This is a genomic window from Methanocaldococcus bathoardescens, assembly GCF_000739065.1.
Lineage (GTDB): Archaea > AGJL01 > Methanococci > Methanococcales > Methanocaldococcaceae > Methanocaldococcus > Methanocaldococcus bathoardescens.
On record NZ_CP009149.1, the window covers coordinates 1203508 to 1225342 of the forward strand.

A 21835-nucleotide genomic window follows, 5' to 3' on the forward strand; every position below is an offset into this window, starting at 1 on the left:
TGAATGATTAAAATTGGGGCTTCAATACTATCAGCTGATTTTGGACATTTAAAGGAGGAGATTAAAAAAGCTGAGGAAGCAGGAGTTGATTTCTTTCACGTTGATATGATGGATGGGCATTTTGTCCCAAATATAAGTATGGGGATTGGGATTGCAAAGCATGTTAAAAAATTAACTGAACTTCCAGTGGAAGTTCATTTGATGGTAGAAAATGTTGATTTATTTATTAATGAATTTGAGGAGATGGATTACATAACATTCCACATAGAAGCTGTGAAATTCCCATTTAGAATTATAAATAAGATTAAAAGTATTGGAGCTAAGCCTATTGTGGCTTTAAATCCAGCAACTCCTTTGGATGTAATAGAGTATATCTTAGATGAGGTTTATGGAGTTTTAGTTATGACTGTTGAACCTGGTTTTTCTGGACAGAAGTTTATTCCAGTCATGACAAAAAAGATTAGGAAGTTAAAGAGCATGATTGTTGAAAATGGCTATGATACAAAAATCTTTGTTGATGGAGGTATAAATGTTGAAACAGCTCCATTAGCAGTGAAAGCTGGGGCGGATGTTTTAGTTGCTGCATCTGCAATATTTGGAAAAGATGATGTTAAAACAGCTGTTAAAAACTTAAGAGAAGCAGCTTTAAAAGCTTTAAATGAGAAAAAATAATTATTTAGGTGAAAAATCATGGTTAAACTGACCGGAGTTTATAAAGGGATGAGAAAGGGTTATGGAGAGACATTAATAGAGTTAGGTAAAAAATATGAAAATTTGGTAGTTTTGGATGCTGATTTATCAGGCTCTACACAAACAGCCATGTTTGCTAAAGAATTCCCAGACAGATTTTTTAATGCAGGAGTTGCAGAGCAGAACATGATTGGAATGGCAGCAGGTTTAGCAACAACTGACAAAATTGTCTTTGCTTCATCATTCTCAATGTTTGCTTCTGGAAGAGCATGGGAAATAATAAGGAACTTAGTGGCATATCCAAAGTTAAATGTTAAAATTGTTGCAACACATGCAGGAATTACTGTTGGAGAGGATGGAGCTTCCCATCAAATGTGTGAAGACATAGCTATAATGAGAGCAATTCCAAATATGGTTGTTATTGCTCCAACTGATTATTACCACACAAAAAATGTTATTAGAGTTATAGCTGATTATAAAGGCCCAGTTTATGTAAGAATGCCAAGAAGAGATACAGAGATAATTTATGAAAATGAGGAGGAAGCAACATTTGAGATTGGAAAAGGAAAGGTTTTAGTTGAAGGAGATGATTTAACTATTATAGCAACTGGAGAGGAAGTGCCAGAAGCTTTAAGAGCTGCAGAGATTTTAAAAGAAAATGGTATATCAGCTGAGATTGTGGAGATGGCTACAATAAAACCAATAGATGAAGAAATAATTAAAAAATCAAAAGATTTTGTTGTTACTGTTGAAGACCACAACATTATTGGCGGTTTAGGAGGGGCAGTTGCTGAGGTAATAGCTTCAAACGGTTTAAATAAAAAACTCTTAAGAATAGGAATTAATGATGTATTTGGAAGAAGTGGAAAGGCAGATGAGCTTTTAAAATACTATGGATTAGATGGAGAAAGCATAGCTAAGAGAATCATGGAAGAAATGAAAAAAGAGTAAATCTATTTTTTAAATTTTAAATATTTCAAATAATTTTTTTTATGTTGGGATTATGAAGCTTAGATTTATTGAATGTCATATACCTAAGCATTTATTTATGGGAATTGATGAAATAAGAGAGTGGGATGGAGTTATTTGGGCTAATGTTAAAACAAATGGGACAATTTCAACTATACAAATTTTAACGACATTAAAAGATAGTGAGAAAATTGTTGATAAACTTAAAGAGAGATATGGTGGAGCAAATTATAGAGTTGTTGTATTTGAACCAACTATGACATATCCACCAATTGAAGAGGAGGAAGAGAAAGAAGAACCAGAAAGACTAATTAGGGAAGAGCTATATAACATAGCCTCAGATATTGCAAATCTAACCAAGGAGAATATATTAATGCTTATATTATCAACAATTGTTGCCATAGCAGGAATTTATAAGAATGATGTTGCTTTATTGATTGCTTCAATGATTATAGCCCCTTTATTAGGGCCGAATATCTCTCTATCTTTATCAATTACAGTAGCAGATTATAAGTTGGCATTAAAAAGTATAAAGACAATAATAACTGAATTGGTTTTTGTTATAGTTTTATCAATGATTGCTGGTCATTATTTGCCTATATCTTTAGATAATCCACAAATACATTCAAGAATTACCTTAGATTTTTGGAATGTTATTATTGCTTTATCAGCAGGGATTGCTGGAAGTTTATCAACAATATCAAACATTTCATCTACTGTTGTTGGCGTTATGATAGCTATTGCCTTACTTCCTCCATTGGCTGTGTTTGGTTTGCTAATAGGGGCTGGTTATGTTGAGCAAAGTTTTTCAGCATTAATTTTATTTTTAATAAATATGATAGCAATAAATTTATCTGCCATTGTTATATTCTCAGCTTATGGGATTTCACCATATAGATGGTGGGAAAAAGAGAAGGCAAAAAAATATACGTTATATGCAATTTTATTATGGATTGTATTATTTATAGCAGTGTTTGTGCTAATTTTTTATCACTAACTTAAAAATATATAGTTGAAAAATCTATATTCGATAACAGGTTTTATTAAATAACTATAATCTACGGAGGGATAGTTTATGAAAAAAGGAACTGATTTGTTAAAGAAAGGATTTGCTAAGATGGTTAAGCATGGAGTTGTAATGGATGTTACTAATGTAGAGCAGGCACAGATTGCTGAAGAAGCAGGAGCTGTTGCAGTTATGGCTTTGGAAAGAGTTCCTGCTGATATTAGGGCAGCCGGTGGAGTTGCGAGAATGTCAGACCCAGCTTTAATTGAGGAGATAATGGATGCTGTCTCAATTCCAGTCATGGCTAAATGTAGAATTGGGCATACAACAGAGGCGTTAGTTTTAGAGGCTATTGGAGTAGATATGATTGATGAGAGTGAAGTTTTAACTCAAGCAGACCCATTCTTCCACATATATAAGAAGAAGTTTAAAGTTCCATTTGTTTGTGGAGCAAGAAACTTAGGAGAGGCAGTTAGAAGAATCTGGGAAGGAGCAGCTATGATAAGAACAAAAGGAGAGGCAGGAACTGGAAATATAGTTGAGGCAGTTAGACACATGAGATTGATGAACGAAGCTATAGCTCAATTGCAGAGAATGACTGATGAAGAAATTTATGGGGTTGCTAAATTCTATGCTAACAGATATGCGGAATTAGCTAAAACTGTTAGAGAAGGAATGGGATTGCCAGCAACTGTTTTAGAAAATGAGCCAATCTATGAGGGCTTTACATTAGCTGAGATTGTTGATGGATTGTATAAAGTTTTATTAGAAGTTAAAAAATTAGGAAGATTGCCAGTAGTTAATTTTGCAGCTGGAGGGGTTGCAACACCAGCAGATGCAGCTTTAATGATGCAACTCGGCTCTGATGGAGTATTTGTTGGTTCAGGAATATTTAAATCAGAAAATCCATTAGAAAGAGCGAGAGCAATTGTTGAGGCTACTTATAATTATGATAAGCCAGATGTTGTTGCAGAAGTTAGCAAGAATTTAGGAGAGGCAATGAAAGGGATAGATATAACTCAAATAAGCGAAGCTGAAAAGATGCAATACAGAGGAGATTAAATTTGGTTATTTATCTTTTATTTTCTTTTTTGCTTTATTTTTATTTTTTATTTGTTTAAATTCAATTGGAGAGCTATAAAATATATATCAAAATATTTAAGTATTCAACAAAAGTTATAGAGTGGGATTATGAAAATCACACGAATGCATGGAGCTGGAGGAAAGGTAATGCAGGAGCTTATAAAAAATATCATTTTAAAAAATTTGGAGATAACATCAGTTAATGGAGGAATTGGTTTAGAGAGTTTAGATGACTCAGCAACTATCCCTATAGGAGATAAGGAGATTGTTTTTACTGTTGATGGACACACAGTTAAACCAATATTTTTCCCAGGTGGAGATATAGGTAGATTGGCAGTTAGTGGAACTGTAAATGATTTAGCAGTTATGGGAGCTAAGCCATTAGCTCTATCTCTATCTTTAATAATTCCAGAAGGTTTTAACTTAGAGGATTTGGAAAAAATAGTTAAATCAATAAACGAAACTTCTAAAGAGGCTGAGGTAGCTATAATAACAGGAGATACAAAGGTATCTGATGGTGTTGATGATATTATCATCTCAACTGCTGGAATAGGGATTGTTGATAGAGGAAAAGCAATAAGGGATTGTAATGTTCAGGAGGGAGATGCAATAATAGTCTCTGGAAATATAGGAGAACATGGATTAGCTATTTTATTATCGAGAGAGGGATTCGATTTTGAAACAAACATAAAATCTGATGTAGCTCCAATAAATAAATTGATTGAAAAAGTATTGAATGAAGGTATTCAAATAAATGCCATGAAAGACCCTACAAGAGGAGGTTTGGCAGATGCATTAAATGAGATGGCTGAAAAGAGCAATGTAGGAATAACTATCTTTGAGGATAAAATCCCAATAAGTGATGAAGTTCAGTCAATTTGTGATATCCTTGGCTTAGACCCTTTAACTATAGCAAATGAAGGTAAGGTTGTAATGGCAGTTAAAAAGGAAGACGCTGAAAGATGCTTAGAGATTTTGAGAGAACATCCATTAGGAAAGAATGCAGAGCTTATTGGCTATGCTACAAAAGAACATAAAGGAGTTGTGATGGAAACAATTGTTGGTAGGAGAATTGTTGATATGCCGATTGGTGACCCAATACCGAGAGTGTGTTAAATAAGAGGCATCACCGAGCGAAGCGAGGTGATGCATCCTTGGGTATAGCAATAGGGCGGTAGCCCTATGCTACGTTGATATGCCGATTGGTGACCCTATACCAAGAGTGTGTTAATCTTTATTAATTTTCCTTATTTTGGTGAAATAATGAAAATCATTGGAAAAATTGGAAAAGGTAAAGTAGAAGTTGATGAAAAGGCAAAGTTCTCAATACTTTTAGATAGTGTTGCTAAAAAAGCTGATATTGCTGAGGGAAAGAGGGCTGTAGAGGATATAATTAGAGTTATTTATAGACATCAGCCAATATCAACAAAAAAGATTGGTCAAAAAACTAGATTGCCTTTACCAATCATTGCTAAGGTAAGAACTATCTTAGAGAGAGAAAAAATGTTAAAGAGAACTGAAAGAGGGGCTGAGCTAACAGATTTAGGTAAAGAATTTGCTGAAAACTTTTTGAAATTGAAGTATAAAAAATCTCTTACCTGCAAAACTTGTAATGGTAGAGGAATAGTTTTAGATGAATTTTTTGAAGATATTTTAAATAAGGTTAGAGTTTGGGCTAAAAAAAGACCATTGGTAGATACAACCATAGACCAATCCTTTGCAACACCAGAAACATCAACTTATAGAGCTGCTTTAATGTATGAAAGAGGGGATTTAGAGGGAAAGAGAATTTTATTTGTTGGGGATGATGACCTAACTTCTTTACCAACCGCTCTAACAAACATGGCTGAAGAGATAGTAGTTATAGATATAGATGAGAGGATTTTAAAACTTATAGAAAAATTTTCACAAAAAGAAAATGTTAAAATTAAGACGATTAAGCATGATTTAAGAAACCCATTACCAGAAGATTTAAAAGAGAGATTTGATGTTATCTCAACAGACCCGCCATATACTGTTAATGGTTTAAAGTTATTTTTATCGAGAGGAATAGAGGCTTTAGGAAAAGAAGGGATTGCTTATCTTTCTTATTCTCACAAACCAATAGATGAATGGCTCTCTATTCAAAAAGCAATTACTGATATGGGTTTTGTTATTTCAGAGCTGATTCCAAATTTTAATTATTATGAAGGTAGTGAGATAATTGCAAACACAACATTTATAGCGAGATTAGTTGGGAAAAATTTGAAGATAAATATTGGAGACACTGAGAAAATATATACTGGTTTAGTTAAGCCAGTTATAAGATATTATAAATGTCTAAAATGCGGAAAGGTTCATAAAGTTGGAGAAGAGGTTAAGAAAGTTGAGGATTTAGTTTGTGAATGTGGAGGGAAGAAATTTAAAATGATTAAGAGGGAAAAGTTGAAAAATGAATAATTAAAATATTTTTAATCATAAATTAAATCTAAGTTATACTTCTCTGCTAATTCTAATGCCTTCTCTATCTCATCATAAGTTAATCTTCTGTTTATATCAGGATCTTCCTTAGCTTTATATTCTGGGCGATATTGAAACATGACATTAACTACAGCGTTATCTAAATTTTTTGAGATGAACTCAAATATTTTATCTGTGCAACAATCTAAGTGGTTTGGCATTACTAAATGCCTTATTATAACTTCTTCATCTTTTATAAGCAAGTGATTTCTTCCAACTATATCAAAATAGTTTTTGACTTTTGATAATCTTTTCCCACATTCATTATTTCCAAATTTAAAGTCAGTTAAATATACATCGACAATACCTTTTAATAAATACATTCCTTCAACGGTTAGATACATATTTGAATTCCAAACTACTGGAATATTTCTATTTAAATAACTTAGAGTTTTTAAAATACTTAATAAATGTGGGGTTGGGTCTCCACCAACAAAATTGACGTTTTTTGAATAATTTCTTCTATATTCTATAATTTTAGCCATCTCTTTTGGATTGTATGGGATGCAGTTATTTGGAATTGTTTCATCAAAATAAACTTGAGATATATCCCAATTTTGGCAGAAAACACATTTAAAATTACAGCCACAGAAGAAAATTGTATGTGATGGAACTAAAACTCTCTCTTCTCCAAGATGCAAAAATTCCGATGAGTAATAGCTTTCTTTTATTCTACAAAACCCTCTTTCAAACTCTCTATTTACATAACATCTATGCTCACAAAAATGGCAATTTCTAAATATTCTCTTAGCAATCTCTACTTTTAAGTCCAATAGATTTGGTTTCATATACTCTAAATTATCAAAATCAAAATCATCAAAATCTACTTTTTTCAAAATCTTGTTATGGATTTTCCATAATTCATTTATTTCCAATCCATCAAATTCTTCAACTTCTATACACTTAGCTATTATAAACTTTGCTGGGACTAAATCTTTTGAAACAGCTAAATATCTCTCAAGTTTCATAATTTCACAGCTTATAATTAATTTAAATAGATAAATTATGTAAGGTATAAAAAATTAAAATATAAGCTTGAAAAATTTACTCCTTAATTAATATTGCATTAACAGTTCCATCTTGCCCTGGTCTTGATGTAACTTTTGCCAATCCAAGTTCTGTTTCGATAATTGCTCCTTTTGTTATAACGTTTCTTCTAACGTAGTGGATGTTTGCTTTGTTTTCTCTAACTGTTATTATTTTAACTTTCTTACAAACCCCTGTTTCTGGGTCTAATACATTAGCAAATCCTGTTCTAACAACTTTAACCTTTAAGTTTCCTCCTCTTGTTCTAACCTTTTTTATTCTAAATGCCTCTTCTGCTACGTGTGTTTCTATTGGTTCTCTACCCATTTCATATTTTCTCTTTTTTCTTGCTGGTCTATATAATCCACCTGTTGGTTTTCTTCTACTTCTTCCTTGCCATACACTCATATTAACACCTGTAATAATTGTTTTTAATATTTTTCAACTGGATTTCTTTCTTATTATTTTATTATTCTTGGTCTTTGGATTATTTATCCTAAATACCCTTATAGTTTTATAATTTTTACTTTAAGTTTTGTTTTGTAAAAGAGACACGGGTCAGGCCATGCGAGTCTATGAATAATGAATAAACATACAAGAGATATAAAAACTTAACTATTAACATTAATAAGTTATTATGCTATAAACTAAAGGAAATTTAAATTTGGTGGGGGAGGGATAATGAGATTATCCAAGGAATTTATAGGATTGGGAATAATTATAGCCTCTCTTATTTTTGGTGCAACATTACCAGATATTTACAAAGGTATTGTTATATTAGTAGTTGCTGGATGTTTATGGTTTTTTGAATTACTACCTCTTCCAGTTACGTCCTTAGTAATCCCAATAATGGCAGTGTTTTTAGGAATTTTTAATTTAAAAGAAGCTTTAACATACTTTGCCCATCCAATAATATTTTTATTCTTAGGAGGGTTTATGCTTGCACAGGCATTAAAAAATCATAATTTAGATAAATTTATTGCCTATAAGCTACTAAATTATGGAAAGGATTTTAAAACTACATGCTTTTTAATGTTTCTATCGGCATATTTTTTGTCGATGTGGATTAGTAATACATCTGCCACATTAATTTTATTACCCATAGCTCTTGGACTATTACATAAAAAAACTGATAAGTTGAGGGATTTTTTATTGTTAGGGGTTGCTTACTCTGCCTCTATAGGTGGGATAGCAACAATTATTGGCTCCCCACCAAATGCAATAGCAAGTAGTTATTTAGATTATGGGTTTTTTAGCTGGTTTAAAGTTGGGTTTCCAATAAGCGTATTATTATTTTTAATCTCTACTTTAACATTATATATTTATTTCAAAAACTGGATTCCAAAAGAAGATATTGCTATTCAGGCAAGAGTAGAACTGAGCAAAGATGCTTATAAATTATTGGCTATATTTTTATTGATAGCTTTACTTTGGATAATTAGTGATTATTTAAGTGAAATTTTTAGCATTAAATATTTTGATTCAGTTATTGCCATATTCGCCATAATATTATTGTTTGTATTTAATTTAGTTAAAGTTAATGATTTCAAGAAGATAGATTGGGGAACTTTAATTTTATTTGGTGGAGCTTTATGTTTAGGAGGAATTATTGTTAAAAGTGGGGCTAATACATTTTTATCTGAAAAACTTATAGCTATATTAGGCAATTTAAGCCCAATTGTGGTTTTATTTGCAGTAATTACAATAACAATAATTCTAACCAATTTTATAAGCAACACTGGACTGACTGGAATATTGGTCCCAATACTATTTGGAGCGTCTTTAGGAATTCCAAAAGAGATTTTAATATTGGCTATTGGTATATCAGCATCATGTTCATTTATCTTACCTGTTGGAACACCACCTAATGCTATTGTATATGGTGAAGGTGTCAAAAAAGAAGAGATGATGAAAATTGGGACGATTTTGTCAATACTCTCTGCAACTGTAATAACTTTATACTTCTCTCTTTATATGTGAATAGAAATAATATATTATTTTCCTGAATAGTAGGAAAATATTTTATTATATAGTTCAACAGCTTTCTCTAAATCCCCCATTTTTTCATATGCTATCGCTTTGCCAAGCTGAGCCTCCAAATGATAAGGATTCTTTTCTAAAATTTTGTCAAATACTTCAATGGCTTTTTTAAACTCTTTTAATCTCAAATGGACAAGACCTAAAATAAACAAAGCCCGTATATCATCAGGTCTTATATCAAGTGCTTTTTTTAATGTCACCATCGCCGCTGAAAGTTTATCTAATGATAGTAAAATTTGAGATTTCAGTATAAGTGCAGATAAAAAATTGGGTTTTATTTCCAAAGCTTTATTTAGGCATTCTAAAGCCTCTTCAAGTTTTCCTAAGTTATATAAAATTGAGGCTTTCCCATAAAGGGCTGTTATGTTTGGAGCAATTTCTAATACTTTGTTGTAACATTCTAATGCATCTTCATATTTTCCAAGATTTCTAAGAATTTCTGCTTTTCTAACCAATGCTGGGACTAAAAATGGGGTAGTTTTTAAAATTTCATTATATTCTTTTAAACTTTCATTATTCATGTTTAGATGTTCATAAACATAAGCTTTCGAATATTTCACAAAGGTATTATTAAGATCTGATTTCAAAGCGTCGTCTAATAATTTTAATGCATTTTCAAAGTCACCAGTCATACTTAGCAAAAGCCCTTTTAGAAAATTAACAATATGGTGATTTGGAGACAGTTTTAACATATCCATCAATTTTTCTATATACTCATCAATTTTGTTTAATGACTTAGGTGTTAGTTCAGGATTATTTTTCTGCTTTTTTAGATTATTCATATCCTTTCCATTTTCAGATTTACTCATGAAACGTCCCCCCCTGTAAATTTTTATAAAACTGTAAATTCAATTCTTAGATTGTTTAATCTAAATGCGTATTCTTACCATTATATATTTATCTATGTTCAATTATATAAAACTTAAGTTTTATTTAACTAAACATTGAAAATTGGTAAAATTGGTGATATCAATGGAAAAAAAGCCATATGTTATATCCAACGTAGGCATGACCTTAGATGGAAAGTTAGCTACTATAAATAACGACTCAAGAATTTCATGCGAAGAGGATTTAATAAGGGTTCATAAAATTAGGGCAAATGTTGATGGAATTATGGTCGGTATTGGGACTGTTTTAAAGGACGACCCAAGATTAACAGTTCATAAAATTAAAAGTGATAGAAATCCTGTTAGAATAGTTGTTGATAGTAAGCTAAGAGTTCCACTAAATGCAAGAGTTTTAAATAAAGATGCAAAGACAATTATAGCAACAACAGAAGATAGTGATGAAGAGAAAGAAAAGAAAATAAAAATATTAGAAGATATGGGTATAGAGATTGTTAGATGTGGAAGAGGAAAGGTAGATTTAAAAAAATTGATGGAAATTTTGTATGACAAGGGAATAAAAAGCATTTTGTTGGAAGGAGGAGGAACTTTAAATTGGGGGATGTTTAAAGAGGGTTTAGTTGATGAGGTCTCTGTCTATATAGCTCCAAAAATATTTGGAGGGAAAGATGCTCCAACATATGTAGATGGAGAAGGGTTTAAAACAGTAGATGAGTGTGTTAAATTAGAATTAAAAAACTTTTATAGGTTGGGAGAAGGAATTGTGTTGGAATTTAAGGTAAAGAAATAATCATAATGTGAGAGCCATGCTTCCAAACAAAAGAGCATTGGAAATTATTAGAAAGTATATGAAAATCTACAATGGGAGAAATGAAGAAGATATTAAAGAGAGATTAATTAAAGAGTTAAAGGAAGAAAATGTCTTAGTAGAAACTGAAGACGGAACTTATACATTAAAAGCAGAAGATGAAGAGGAAATGATGCATTCAAAGGTTGGGGCTTTAAAGGAAGCGATTTATAAGTTTGCTAAACCATCAAAAATTGAAAATTTAAAAAACCCGAGAGTTTTAGATTTGTGTAGTGGTATGGGGTACAATGCTATAGCTGCTTTGCATTATAATAAAAATGCAAAGATAGATATGGTTGAGATTTGCGAAGAAGTTTTATTTTTAACTTTATTTTTAGATATTCCATATAAAGAGCATGAGATTATAAAAGATAAGGTTAGAGAGTATTTTTTAAACAAAATTGGCATTGAATATAAGTCAGATTATGATAATATCAATTTATATGTTGGAGATGCGAGAAAATTTATAATAAAGAGTGATAAAAAATACAATGTGGTTTTTCACGATGCATTTTCACCAAAAAGAGACCCCACTCTCTACACCTATGATTTTTTGAAAGAAATTTATAAAAGAATGGAAGATAATGGAGTTTTGATATCTTACTCTTCAGCAATTCCTTTTAGAAGTGCTTTGGTTGATTGTGGTTTTGTAATTTCAGAAAATGAGAGTGTTGGGAGAAAAAGAGGGATAACCTTAGCTTACAAAAACCCAAATTTTAAACCAAATAGAATTAATGAGGTTGATGAGAGAGTTATAGCTTTATCAGTTATAGCTCTACCTTATAGGGATGAAACATTAAGCTTAACTAAAGATAAAATAATAGAGAATAGGGAAGAGAGAAGAAAAAAATTAAAAGAAAAATTAATTAAAATAGAAAAATACCTATCAACAAAACAGATAAAAAAAGGAAATATTCCAGAAGAGGTTTTAAAAATTCAAAAAGAAGATTTGAACTCATCAGAGATAATTAAAAAGATGAGGTTGAAATTTTTCTCGAATATAGGCGATAAAATATTTATTGAGATGTTCAAATTTTAATTTTGATGAAACAGAAAGCTCTGCTTTCTGGCTACAAATCCGTAGGATTTGTTCAATCGAAGCGTTAGCTTCGGGTTATAAAAACTCTTATGAGTTTTTATTTAACCAAAGCGTTAGCTTTGGGCAATGAAAACCGTTAGGTTTTCATCTAACTTTTTCTAAAAGTTTCATGCAAACCTTTTTATACTATAAGCTCATAGTTGTTGAGGATGCTAAAATCTCTTTTTAGCATCTTTAAAAATTACTAAATTTTATTAGGAAGTGGAATATATGAATTTTAATGAATTAAATTTATCAGATAGTATCCTAAATGCCATTAAGAATAAAGGTTTTGAAAAGCCAACAGACATACAGATGAAGGTTATTCCGTTATTTTTAAATGATGAATGTAATATTGTAGCTCAAGCAAGGACTGGAAGTGGGAAGACAGCATCATTTGCAATTCCATTAATTGAGCTTGTCAATGAAAACAATGGAATAGAGGCAATTATTCTAACCCCAACAAGAGAATTGGCTATACAAGTGGCTGATGAAATAGAGTCATTAAAAGGTAACAAAAATTTAAAGATAGCTAAAATTTATGGTGGAAAAGCTATTTATCCACAAATTAAAGCTTTAAAGAGAGCAAATATAGTTGTTGGAACCCCAGGAAGAATTTTAGACCACATAAATAGAGGCACTTTAAATTTAGAAAATGTTAAATACTTTATATTGGATGAAGCTGATGAAATGCTCAATATGGGATTTGTTGAGGATGTTGAAAAGATTTTAAACGCCTGTAATGGAGATAAAAGGATTCTGTTGTTCTCTGCAACCATGCCAAAGGAGATATTAAATTTGGCTAAAAAGTATATGGGAGATTATAACTTTGTAAAAGCTAAGATAAATGCAAATATTGAGCAGAGTTATGTTGAAGTTAATGAAAATGAGAGATTTGAAATCTTATGTAGAATTTTAAAAAATAAGGAATTTTATGGATTAGTTTTTTGTAAAACTAAGAGAGATACTAAAGAATTGGCAAATATGTTGAGAGATATTGGATTTAAAGCTGGTGCAATTCATGGAGATTTAAATCAATCTCAAAGAGAGAAAGTTATAAGGCTATTCAAACAAAAGAGAATTAAAATTTTAATTGCCACTGATGTTATGAGTAGAGGAATAGATGTTAATGATTTAGGTTATGTAATTAACTACCATCTTCCACAAAATCCTGAATCTTATATGCATAGGATTGGAAGAACTGGAAGAGCTGGAAAAAAAGGAAAGGCAATATCAATTATCAATAGAAAAGAATATAAGAAATTGAAATATATAGAGAGAGCAATGAAATTGAAAATTAGAAAATTAAAAATTAAATAATAAAACATTAAAAAACTTTATTATTTATTATTATTTTTAATTAATTATTTTAGCTATTTTTATGTCCATAAGAACATACATATGTACATATAGAAGCATGTGCAAAAAATTCATAAATATTTTAATACCATAACATAAAATACAGAGCTAAGAGGAGTTTTGTTTTGCATGTATTTTTATATTGTTTATATTTTTTGGTGATATTTATGAAAAATGATGAAAAAATTTTAGAGGACCTAAAAATCATTAACAGTAAAGCAAAATTTATTGGTATTAAAATTCTTATGATAAGACACATTATCGAGTCACATATTGATGATAGAAAATTAATATATAAAATATTAGAATCTACAAAAAACACTGAGTTATATGGATTAATTTTGACGGCATGTCCAAAATTAGAAAAAATTATTGAAAAATCAAATTAATTTAGAATCTTGAAATTTTTTGAAGCAGCATGCCTTCAACTTTAACTGGATATACTATTCTCGCTAATTTAACAGCTGATTTTAACCTCTCTTCAGAGTCAGAATATATTGTGTATAAAACATCCCCTCTTTCAACCTTGTTTCCAACTTTTACGTTTAGGTAGACACCAGCTTTTTTATCATTTGGAGCTCCTGCTTCTTTGGCGATTTTTGTTATTCCAATATTTGATATTCTTGTAACATACCCGTCAATAGGTGAATGGATATCTGCCTTATATTTTCCAACTTCAATCTCATCAGAGCTAACTTCTTTTCCTCCCTGTGCTACAATAATTTCCATAAATTTGTCATGAGCTTTTCCTCTTGCTAATAAATCTTCAGCTAAGTATTTTCCTTCTCCAGTAGGGGCTACGCCACCCATCTCTAATAAAATTCCTGCAAGTGATATAGATTTTTCTACTAAACTTGTTGGAGCTTGCTTATAATCTTCTAAAGCTAATAATGCCTCTTTTGCTTCTAAAGCTGGACCAATAGCTCTACCAATTGGCTGTCCTCCATAGGTAATTGCACATTCAGTAGCTATCCTTAATCTATCACTTAATTCAATAAAATTCCTTGCTAAACTTGAAGCTTCTTTTATAGATTTAACTTTTGCCCCATATCCCGTTGGAATGTCAATCAATAGTTTATTAACACCCATAGCTAATTTTTTTGCCATAACACTTGACAATAATAACGGCTCTGGGTCTATGCCAAGAGGTCTTTCAACGTTTATTGTTATATCATCTGCTGGAGCTAAGTCCAAAGCCCCTCCCCATACCATACAGCCATTAGTTTCTTTAACAACTCTCTTTATCTCTTCAATAGTTAAATCTACTCTTGTTAAAACTTCAACAACATCCGCTGTTCCTGCCGCTGAAGTTATTGCCCTTGAAGAAGTTTTTGGGATTTTTAACCCAGCAGAGGCGACTATTGGCACTACTAATAAAGCGTATTTATTTCCTGGAACTCCTCCAATTGAATGCACATCAAATATATGCCCCTCCCAATTGACCATTTCCCCAGTCTCAGCCATTCTAATAGTCATTGCTTCAATCTCATCCATGTCCATTCCATTTATATAAAGAGATGTGACAAAAGCAGATATCTCAATATTTGTTAGCTTCCCATCAACCATCTCATCTATAATTGCAAAAATTTCCTCTTTTCTTAATTTATTTCCATCCATCTTTTTTCTTATATATGGAAGAGATTTTGGTTTTTCAGCATGTTTTATTGTTACTGTATCCCCTTCTTTAACACCTAACTCTTTAACTAACTTTTGTGGCAATCCAATTTCTCCTCTATTTATTAATGTGGTTGAAGAATACAAAACTCCAATAACCTCTTTTCCTTTAAATTCAACAACTACTCTATCTTGAGGGAAATACTGAGAGTTTTTTAAATCTTCAGAATTAATTAAAACTAAATTTTCCAAGTCAATGTCTAAAACTCTAACTTTTAGAAATAACATTTAAATCACCATCTACCCCCACTATTTTTTAATAATTTAATTTTTATATTCTCAACTTTATATATCTTCTTAATCTTAATATCACTTTTACTATTGGTGAAAACATGAAGCTAATAAGAAAATTAATGTCCTTAAAAAATGCTGAAAAAATTGTGTATGAGCACTTATATAAGTATTTAAGCGAAAATAAAAAAATTAAAGAAATTAATATTATTGAGGCGTTAAATAAAATATCTGCTGAAGATATTAAATCCCCAATAGATTTGCCATATTTTAATAAAGCTGCAATGGATGGATATGCTGTTAAAGCAGAAGACACTTTTGGAGCATCTGAAACAAACCCGATAATATTAAATCTCGTTGAAACGGATGAGATATTTTCAGGAGAGGCGAAGAAAATATTTACTGGAGATGAATTGCCAAAAAATGCAGACGCTGTGGTTATGAAAGAATTTTGCAATGAAGTTGATGATTTTGTTGAAATCTATAAGGGAGTTCATCCAAATGAAAATGTTTCAAGAATTGGAGAAGATGTTAAAAAAGGGGATGTGGTTTTAAAAAAAGGAGATGTTATTAATCCTTATCACCTAAATATGCTTGCATCTTTAGGAATTAAAAAAATTAAGGTTTATGATTTAAGTTTTGGAATAATCCCTACAGGGGATGAACTTATCAGCTTGGATGAGATTAACAATATTGAAAAAGATATTAACAAACTAAAAGGAAAAATTATAAATTCTAATTCATATATGCTATATGGTTTAGTAAAAAATCTTGGATTTGATGCAAAAATTTATGATGCTGTTGAAGATAATAAAGAAAAGTTAAAAAAAGCCATTAAAACAGCTCTAAATGAAAATGATGCTGTGTTAATAACTGGAGGGACTTCTGTAAGTGAGAGAGATATAACCATTGAAACAGTTAAAGAAATGGGAGATGTTATAGTTCATGGGGTAAATATAAGACCTGGAAAACCTTTTGGATTTGGAATAGTTGATGATAAACTTATCTTTATGCTATCTGGTTATCCTGTAGCATCAGCTGTCCAATTTGAACTATTTATCCAAAGATTTTTCATGAAAAGGAAAAAAATCAAAATACCTTTAAAAAGAAACATAGCTTCTGAACTTGGTAGAGTTGATTTTGTTAGGGTTAGAGTAGATAAAGAGGTTGAACCCATAAGAATAACTGGAAGTGGTGTTATTTCCTCATTGATAAAAAGTGATGGCTATATTTTAATTCCAGAGAATGTTGAGGGCTATGAAAAAGGAGAGCTTGTAGATGTGTATTTATTATAAGTTAAGCAAAATTAAAAGATGAAAAAACTTCTGTAGAGTTAATGTAGTATTTATTGGGGTGATTGTTTTGGATGTATGGATTGATTTAACAAACGCTCCTCATGTGCATTATTTTTGCCAACTAATAAAAAAATTTGAAAAGGAAGGGATTGAGTATTTATTAACTTTTAGAGACTCGAAAAATTTGGCTAAATTAGTAGAAATTTACAATTTTGTTGGAAAATGCATAGGAAAGCATGGAAACACATTGAAAGATAAATTAATTTTTTATGCTGAGAGAGTTATTGGCTTAGCTGAGCTAATATCCAATATAAAGCCAAAAGTAGCCATAGCTAAACACTCTGTTGAACTGCCAAGAGTTGCTTTTGGTTTAAACATTCCAATAATTTTTGTTGTAGATAATGAACATGCTGAAGCTCAAAATAAATTAACTCTCCCATTGGCAGATGAGATTATTAAACCTATAGCAACAGATGAAAATAAGCTTAGGGATTTTGGAGGAAGAAATTTTATAAATTTTGATGGAACTTGTGAAGTGGCAAATGTAAATTCTCGGCTAAAGGGCTATTATCCAATAGATAATGAAATTTTAAAAAAATTGGGAATTTTAAATAATAATCCAACAATAGTTATGAGACCTTGCCCAAACTCTTCCTATTGTAATGGACATAAAGATATACTGCCAAAAATTATCAAAGAACTTCAAAAAAGAATTGATTGTAATATAGTTGTGTTTCCAAGAGATGAAAATCAAAAAGAAATATATAGGGAGCTTAATGTTATTGTTCCAAAAGAAACAATAGATGCTCTCTCTTTATTATATAATGCCGATTTTATGATTGGTGCTGGAGGAACAATGAATAGGGAGAGTGCTATTCTTGGAGTTCCTACAATATCTTGTTATCCTCAGGAATTACTTGGAGTTGATAAATATCTAATTGAAAAAAATAGAATGATTCATACAAATGATATTAAGGAAATAATAAGCTATGTTGAAGATAACTTAGGAAAGAAACTTGGAGTTATTCAATTAGAAGACCCAACTGATTTGATGCTTGAAAGAGTTTGTAATTATTTAAAAAAATAAGATAGATATTATTTCTTTGGAAATCTTCTATACAAACAATTTGGATAATTTGTGCATCCTAAAAACTCTCCCTTTCTTGTTCTAACTACTCTCAACTTAGCTCCACACCATGGGCAGGTGTTATCATCTATCTTTGACATTATATCCAATATAGCAGGATTTTTGTTGCATAATCTCTCTTTATTGCAAATTATTTTATTGTTTATGGTATCAACATACACAATGAAGTTTTTAAATAGATGAGAGTTTTCTAAGTCAATTATAACTTTGCCATTTTCAATTCTTATTCCCGGAGTTATTTGCATATTTGTTTTTATTGGAAGCAAATAGTAACCTTGTCCAGAATATTCTAAAATTCCCATATTGTATTTTATTCTCCCAATTAACCAATTGTAATCTCTATTAGCAATGAATCTTATTGTTTCTTCTATATTATCAAACATATTTTTCTCTTTTATGTTGTCAAGAACTTCTCTAATGAATTCATCTTCTTCATAACCTTTAGTGAGCATTTCTATAGCTTTTTCAATAAATTCTGTCTTATCAAATTTTATTAATAAGAGAAGCCCATTAAATGCATTTGCAACAACATATTTTTCTTTTTCAATAATATCTCTTCTATCAAAAATATAATAAATCCTTGCAAAAACTTGTTTTTGCCCTTTTGGTGAAACCACCTTTTTAATTTCAAACTCTTTGTTGTATGAATTTGTTATTCCATAATAAAAAACAGGCATTTTAGCATTTTCAAGTCCTATTATTGAAATAAATCCTTCTGGAACTTTCCAATTTTGTTCATAAGTTTCAGAATTTAGTTTTGTAGCATTAAAATGTAAATCTTTTGATAAAATTTTAAATAACTCATTTAAAGTCTCTTCCATACTATCCCCCCGTAAAATTTAAATTGTTAAACTAATATATATTAAATAATTAAAGTTATCAATTAGACATTTGGTTTTGGTAATGACTCATTTTCCGTCTCAACAACTATCAACAATGGCTTGTTCTTTTTTAGATAATTCTTAATTTCTGAGCTAATATCATCAGCTTTTTCAATGTAACAGTTATCTATTCCAAAGGCATCAGCTATTTTGTTAAAGTTAGGGTTTTTTATTCTACAAAACTCAGCTAAATTATTATTTTTCATCACAATCATTAAGATTTTTAAATCATATTCAGAAACAACTTGAAGTTCCTCTATATTCATCAAAAATCCGCCATCCCCACTAATTAATACAACCTCTCTATCGATGTTAAAATCAATAGTCCCAAATTTAACTCCAATGGATGCAGGCAAACCAAAGCCCATAGTTCCAAATGAATGTGAGGAAATAATATTTCTTGGAATAATGCAATTCTTTAATAAACATGTAAATACAGTATGTTTGCCCGCATCTGTAACTATTACAGCATCTTCTGGAATATTTTCAATAATTTCATTAATTTTGTTTGAATAATCACCAGAAGGTGAAAATTTGTTATTATTTTTAGTTATCCAATTGTTATTTTCTATGCTTAAATTTTCAAAAAATTCTTTTAACTCTTTGATATTTTTTAGTTTCAGATTTATATTTAAGGTTTTACTTAAAAGCTTTTCCCTAACACTTTCAACATAGGTATTGTAAGAGAGTGAAGAACCAATATTTATTATCTTATCTGCCTCTAATAAAGATTTTAAATCTCCTCTTCTACCAACTAAACCAATACAGTTATCTGCTTTTTCATTAATAACTCCTCTTGCTGGAAATGTTGTGGCTATAGGACAATTTATTTTTTGCAGAATTTTTGATATTTTTAGCATCTCTTTATAACTTAAAGTTCCAAATATGCCCTGTCCAATTAAAAATAGTGGTTTTTTGGCAGTTATCTCTTTTATATCATTTAAGGTATCTTCATTATCGCCCTTATTTATATCTATATATGCATTTGTATTTATATCTTTTGCCTCCTCTTTGTATAAATCTGCTGGAATATTTAGCTGAACTGGCTTTTTATTAGTTAAGCAGTCATTAAATGCATTAGCAACATAATTTATCTCTGCTTTATCAACAAAATATCCTTTATAAAAGTTTAAAAAGTCCATATTTATTTCTTGGAAGTAATTTTTGCCAATATATTTTCTCTGACATCTTCCAGTAATTGCCAATACAGATGAGTTATCTTTATATGCGTTAGCTATTGGTGTTGTTAAATTTGTGCTTCCAGGTCCTGCTGTTACTAAACAAACTCCTATATAGTTGGTTATTCTTGCATAGCCATCAGCCATGAAGCCAGCTCCTCTCTCATCCCTAACCATAATATTTTTTATACTGCTATTTTCAATCTCATTATACAACGGTAATATCTGCTCTCCAGGATAGGAAAATATAGTTTTTACATTTTTCTCTAAAAAATCTATCATAGCTTCTAAGAATTTAATAATCTCACCTTTGGTGATATTGTGGATAAGAGAATTTTAGTTAGATTGGCAATCTATCCTATTGCTTATATTATGTGGGGGGGATTGATGTGGTATTCTCAAATTATAGAGCCAATTGATGCAACTAATTTGTTATTAAAATTTCCCTTATGCAGTAAGGAATTTTATTTATTTCTGCAGTCATTACCAAGTATTGTTATTGAGTTTTTTAGAATTATTTATCTATATGGCTTTTCTTTTATGATTGTTGGAGGTATTGCTTATTATTTATTTATAAAGAAGGATTTTTTAAAGAGTGATATTATTTTAGTTGATTTAGCTTTAGGTTGGCTATTTGCAGGTTTGATATATACTATTGTTGTTGTTCAATCACCATTTCAAGTGGGTGTTGCTAAAGATTTAATAAATATGCATTATTTTTGGATATTTACAAAACCAACTTATGAAATTCCTTCATTACATACAGCATATTCTTTTTTATTGGCACTACATTTTAAAGACGAAAAACCCTTAAACTATATTTACTTTGCTTTGGCAATATTAATCCCAATCTCAACTTTAATTATGGGAATGCACTGGATTGTTGATGTTATTACAGGAATTTTGTATGGTTATGTTATATATAAATTCCCTAAAACTATTCATTTAAAGATTAACAAAGCATTAGATTTTTTAGCTGGGCATATAAAGCCATGTATTTCATGTGGAAAGTGTAAAAATTAATGAAAGGGATGATTATGAAAAGTACATCAAAAAACAAAACAAATAAAATAAATTTTGATGTTTATTTGGATGGAATAGCGTATCATTGCATAAAATGTGGATTCTGCTGTGATGCTCCAACAGTTACAAAAAAGGATTTAGCAAAAATAGCAGGATATCTAAAAATTCCACTTGCTGAAGTTTTTAAAAAATATGTTGGATTTTTTAATGGATATATTGGTGAGCTTAAAGAAGTTGGGGGGAAATGTATATTTTTGGATAAAAAAACCAAAAAATGTAAAATTTATGATGCCAGGCCTTTAATATGTAGGCTTAGGCCATATTCAGTGCAACTTAGAGATGGGAAGTTAACATTAACCTATGATATATGGTTTTTAAGGCATTGTAGAGGACTTTATTTGGGAGATGATAAAGTTGAAGATGAATATTTCAAATATGCTGAGCTTGTTTTGAAGTATTTGGGATTTGAGGAAAGTGTTGATGAAGAAGAGTTTAAAAAGGCTAAAGAGAGGTTATTGGAAGAATCTCTAAAATATAGAAAAAAATGAGATTAGTTTGTTTTTATTTATAGTTGTGTAAGAATATAAAAATATTTGCACATCCATAAGTATTTATACTACTTTTGACAAGGTTATTGTTGAGCAAGACGCGATGAAATATCTAAATACTACTTTGAAATTTGGTGAATTAAATGTTTAATAATAAAGGAAGAAGAAATGTAAGAAATAATGAAATTAGAAGAAATGTTCCAGTTAAAGAAGGTGAAACCTACACTGTTACAATTGAAGATATGGGTAGAGGCGGAGACGGAATAGCAAGAGTTGAGGGATTCGTTGTCTTCGTCCCTGAAACACAGAAAGGAGATACCGTAGATGTAAAAATAACAGCTGTAAAAAGTAAGTTTGCATTCGCAGAAAAAATTTAAAAACCATTTAAGGTTTAGCTAAACCTTTTTATTACTTTT

22 protein-coding genes are annotated in these 21835 nt (G+C 30.4%); 16 read left to right on the plus strand and 6 right to left on the minus strand.

Translation table 11 applies throughout. The annotated features are described in order from the left end of the window. Positions 1-3: 3 nt before the first annotated feature. From rpe to JH146_RS06255, 6 genes are all read left to right on the plus strand, one after another. Positions 4-672 (plus strand): ribulose-phosphate 3-epimerase, encoded by a 669-nt coding sequence (gene rpe / locus JH146_RS06230; protein ID WP_048202177.1) that lies wholly within the window; start codon positions 4-6, stop codon positions 670-672. 18 nt (positions 673-690) lie between these two features. Then, positions 691-1641 carry a transketolase family protein gene (locus JH146_RS06235; RefSeq protein ID WP_048202178.1) on the plus strand — a complete coding sequence of 317 codons (951 nt, stop codon included), beginning with the start codon at positions 691-693 and terminating at the stop codon, positions 1639-1641. A gap of 52 nt (positions 1642-1693) precedes the next feature. Continuing rightward, entirely contained in the window at positions 1694-2656 is a 963-nt protein-coding gene (locus JH146_RS06240) for a TIGR00341 family protein (RefSeq protein ID WP_048202179.1), read from the plus strand. Positions 2657-2734: 78 nt separating this feature from the next. Next, a complete protein-coding gene (gene pdxS / locus JH146_RS06245; RefSeq protein ID WP_048202180.1) occupies positions 2735-3727 on the plus strand; it encodes a pyridoxal 5'-phosphate synthase lyase subunit PdxS in 993 nt (330 codons plus the stop codon). Between the two features lie 129 nt (positions 3728-3856). Further along, positions 3857-4864 carry a hydrogenase expression/formation protein HypE gene (gene hypE / locus JH146_RS06250; protein WP_048202181.1) on the plus strand — a complete coding sequence of 336 codons (1008 nt, stop codon included), beginning with the start codon at positions 3857-3859 and terminating at the stop codon, positions 4862-4864. A 147-nt stretch (positions 4865-5011) separates the two neighbouring features. Next, entirely contained in the window at positions 5012-6187 is a 1176-nt protein-coding gene (locus JH146_RS06255; protein WP_048202182.1) for a bis-aminopropyl spermidine synthase family protein, read from the plus strand. A gap of 11 nt (positions 6188-6198) precedes the next feature. On the opposite strand, the gene JH146_RS06260 is transcribed toward JH146_RS06255, so the two are convergent. Continuing rightward, positions 6199-7215, minus strand: a complete 1017-nt coding sequence (locus tag JH146_RS06260) for a radical SAM protein (protein WP_048202183.1) — start codon at positions 7213-7215, stop codon at positions 6199-6201. A 76-nt stretch (positions 7216-7291) separates the two neighbouring features. Next, positions 7292-7681 carry a 30S ribosomal protein S8e gene (locus JH146_RS06265; protein WP_048202184.1) on the minus strand — a complete coding sequence of 130 codons (390 nt, stop codon included), beginning with the start codon at positions 7679-7681 and terminating at the stop codon, positions 7292-7294. 273 nt (positions 7682-7954) lie between these two features. Here JH146_RS06265 and JH146_RS06270 point away from each other — a divergent pair, with 273 nt between their 5' ends. Then, positions 7955-9253 carry a DASS family sodium-coupled anion symporter gene (locus JH146_RS06270; RefSeq protein ID WP_052352079.1) on the plus strand — a complete coding sequence of 433 codons (1299 nt, stop codon included), beginning with the start codon at positions 7955-7957 and terminating at the stop codon, positions 9251-9253. A gap of 14 nt (positions 9254-9267) precedes the next feature. On the opposite strand, the gene JH146_RS06275 is transcribed toward JH146_RS06270, so the two are convergent. Further along, positions 9268-10122 carry a tetratricopeptide repeat protein gene (locus tag JH146_RS06275; RefSeq protein ID WP_052352080.1) on the minus strand — a complete coding sequence of 285 codons (855 nt, stop codon included), beginning with the start codon at positions 10120-10122 and terminating at the stop codon, positions 9268-9270. A gap of 163 nt (positions 10123-10285) precedes the next feature. On the opposite strand from JH146_RS06275, the gene JH146_RS06280 reads away from it, so the two are divergent. From JH146_RS06280 to JH146_RS06295, 4 genes are all read left to right on the plus strand, one after another. Continuing rightward, entirely contained in the window at positions 10286-10948 is a 663-nt protein-coding gene (locus JH146_RS06280) for a 2,5-diamino-6-(ribosylamino)-4(3H)-pyrimidinone 5'-phosphate reductase (protein ID WP_048202186.1), read from the plus strand. A gap of 16 nt (positions 10949-10964) precedes the next feature. After that, positions 10965-12044, plus strand: a complete 1080-nt coding sequence (locus JH146_RS06285) for a tRNA (5-methylaminomethyl-2-thiouridine)(34)-methyltransferase MnmD (RefSeq protein WP_048202187.1) — start codon at positions 10965-10967, stop codon at positions 12042-12044. Positions 12045-12314: 270 nt separating this feature from the next. Further along, positions 12315-13403 carry a DEAD/DEAH box helicase gene (locus tag JH146_RS06290; protein ID WP_048202188.1) on the plus strand — a complete coding sequence of 363 codons (1089 nt, stop codon included), beginning with the start codon at positions 12315-12317 and terminating at the stop codon, positions 13401-13403. A gap of 206 nt (positions 13404-13609) precedes the next feature. Beyond that, on the plus strand, positions 13610-13831 hold the full coding sequence (locus JH146_RS06295; protein ID WP_048202189.1) for a hypothetical protein: 222 nt from the start codon (positions 13610-13612) through the stop codon (positions 13829-13831). A 1-nt stretch (position 13832) separates the two neighbouring features. On the opposite strand, the gene JH146_RS06300 is transcribed toward JH146_RS06295, so the two are convergent. Further along, positions 13833-15344: an AMP phosphorylase gene (locus JH146_RS06300; protein WP_048202190.1), complete on the minus strand. Its 1512-nt coding sequence runs from the start codon at positions 15342-15344 to the stop codon at positions 13833-13835. 104 nt (positions 15345-15448) lie between these two features. Here JH146_RS06300 and JH146_RS06305 point away from each other — a divergent pair, with 104 nt between their 5' ends. Together JH146_RS06305 and JH146_RS06310 are read left to right on the plus strand one after the other, a co-directional pair. Next, positions 15449-16642 (plus strand): molybdopterin molybdotransferase MoeA, encoded by a 1194-nt coding sequence (locus JH146_RS06305; RefSeq protein ID WP_048202191.1) that lies wholly within the window; start codon positions 15449-15451, stop codon positions 16640-16642. A 67-nt stretch (positions 16643-16709) separates the two neighbouring features. Then, positions 16710-17729, plus strand: a complete 1020-nt coding sequence (locus JH146_RS06310) for a DUF354 domain-containing protein (protein WP_048202192.1) — start codon at positions 16710-16712, stop codon at positions 17727-17729. A gap of 8 nt (positions 17730-17737) precedes the next feature. On the opposite strand, the gene JH146_RS06315 is transcribed toward JH146_RS06310, so the two are convergent. Both JH146_RS06315 and JH146_RS06320 read right to left on the minus strand, forming a co-directional pair. Then, positions 17738-18610, minus strand: coding sequence for a topoisomerase DNA-binding C4 zinc finger domain-containing protein (locus tag JH146_RS06315; protein ID WP_048202193.1), 873 nt, complete (start codon positions 18608-18610; stop codon positions 17738-17740). A 62-nt stretch (positions 18611-18672) separates the two neighbouring features. Then, positions 18673-20130 (minus strand): thiamine pyrophosphate-binding protein, encoded by a 1458-nt coding sequence (locus JH146_RS06320; RefSeq protein WP_173400829.1) that lies wholly within the window; start codon positions 20128-20130, stop codon positions 18673-18675. A gap of 39 nt (positions 20131-20169) precedes the next feature. On the opposite strand from JH146_RS06320, the gene JH146_RS06325 reads away from it, so the two are divergent. The 3 genes from JH146_RS06325 (at position 20170) to JH146_RS06335 (ending at position 21796) form a co-directional block, all read left to right on the plus strand. After that, positions 20170-20871: a phosphatase PAP2 family protein gene (locus tag JH146_RS06325; RefSeq protein WP_048202195.1), complete on the plus strand. Its 702-nt coding sequence runs from the start codon at positions 20170-20172 to the stop codon at positions 20869-20871. Positions 20872-20885: 14 nt separating this feature from the next. After that, the gene (locus JH146_RS06330; protein WP_048202196.1) at positions 20886-21419 is read left to right on the plus strand and encodes a YkgJ family cysteine cluster protein; all 534 of its coding nucleotides are present in this window, start codon (positions 20886-20888) and stop codon (positions 21417-21419) included. A 143-nt stretch (positions 21420-21562) separates the two neighbouring features. After that, on the plus strand, positions 21563-21796 hold the full coding sequence (locus JH146_RS06335; protein ID WP_048202197.1) for a TRAM domain-containing protein: 234 nt from the start codon (positions 21563-21565) through the stop codon (positions 21794-21796). Positions 21797-21835: the final 39 nt, after the last annotated feature.

Excerpts from the sequence above, each read along its gene's own strand:
- JH146_RS06295 (WP_048202189.1), top strand. The coding sequence starts at position 13,610 with ATGAAAAATGATGAAAAAATTTTAGAGGACCTAAAAATCATTAACAGT.
- JH146_RS06240 (WP_048202179.1), top strand. The coding sequence starts at position 1,694 with ATGAAGCTTAGATTTATTGAATGTCATATACCTAAGCATTTATTTATG.
- JH146_RS06300 (WP_048202190.1), bottom strand. The coding sequence starts at position 15,344 with ATGTTATTTCTAAAAGTTAGAGTTTTAGACATTGACTTGGAAAATTTA.
- JH146_RS06260 (WP_048202183.1), bottom strand. The coding sequence starts at position 7,215 with ATGAAACTTGAGAGATATTTAGCTGTTTCAAAAGATTTAGTCCCAGCA.
- JH146_RS06255 (WP_048202182.1), top strand. The coding sequence starts at position 5,012 with ATGAAAATCATTGGAAAAATTGGAAAAGGTAAAGTAGAAGTTGATGAA.
- JH146_RS06305 (WP_048202191.1), top strand. The coding sequence starts at position 15,449 with ATGAAGCTAATAAGAAAATTAATGTCCTTAAAAAATGCTGAAAAAATT.
- JH146_RS06285 (WP_048202187.1), top strand. The coding sequence starts at position 10,965 with ATGCTTCCAAACAAAAGAGCATTGGAAATTATTAGAAAGTATATGAAA.
- hypE (WP_048202181.1), top strand. The coding sequence starts at position 3,857 with ATGAAAATCACACGAATGCATGGAGCTGGAGGAAAGGTAATGCAGGAG.
- JH146_RS06270 (WP_052352079.1), top strand. The coding sequence starts at position 7,955 with ATGAGATTATCCAAGGAATTTATAGGATTGGGAATAATTATAGCCTCT.
- rpe (WP_048202177.1), top strand. The coding sequence starts at position 4 with ATGATTAAAATTGGGGCTTCAATACTATCAGCTGATTTTGGACATTTA.
- JH146_RS06290 (WP_048202188.1), top strand. The coding sequence starts at position 12,315 with ATGAATTTTAATGAATTAAATTTATCAGATAGTATCCTAAATGCCATT.
- JH146_RS06335 (WP_048202197.1), top strand. The coding sequence starts at position 21,563 with ATGTTTAATAATAAAGGAAGAAGAAATGTAAGAAATAATGAAATTAGA.
- JH146_RS06265 (WP_048202184.1), bottom strand. The coding sequence starts at position 7,681 with ATGAGTGTATGGCAAGGAAGAAGTAGAAGAAAACCAACAGGTGGATTA.
- JH146_RS06235 (WP_048202178.1), top strand. The coding sequence starts at position 691 with ATGGTTAAACTGACCGGAGTTTATAAAGGGATGAGAAAGGGTTATGGA.
- JH146_RS06275 (WP_052352080.1), bottom strand. The coding sequence starts at position 10,122 with ATGAGTAAATCTGAAAATGGAAAGGATATGAATAATCTAAAAAAGCAG.
- JH146_RS06315 (WP_048202193.1), bottom strand. The coding sequence starts at position 18,610 with ATGGAAGAGACTTTAAATGAGTTATTTAAAATTTTATCAAAAGATTTA.
- JH146_RS06280 (WP_048202186.1), top strand. The coding sequence starts at position 10,286 with ATGGAAAAAAAGCCATATGTTATATCCAACGTAGGCATGACCTTAGAT.
- JH146_RS06330 (WP_048202196.1), top strand. The coding sequence starts at position 20,886 with ATGAAAAGTACATCAAAAAACAAAACAAATAAAATAAATTTTGATGTT.
- pdxS (WP_048202180.1), top strand. The coding sequence starts at position 2,735 with ATGAAAAAAGGAACTGATTTGTTAAAGAAAGGATTTGCTAAGATGGTT.
- JH146_RS06320 (WP_173400829.1), bottom strand. The coding sequence starts at position 20,130 with ATGATAGATTTTTTAGAGAAAAATGTAAAAACTATATTTTCCTATCCT.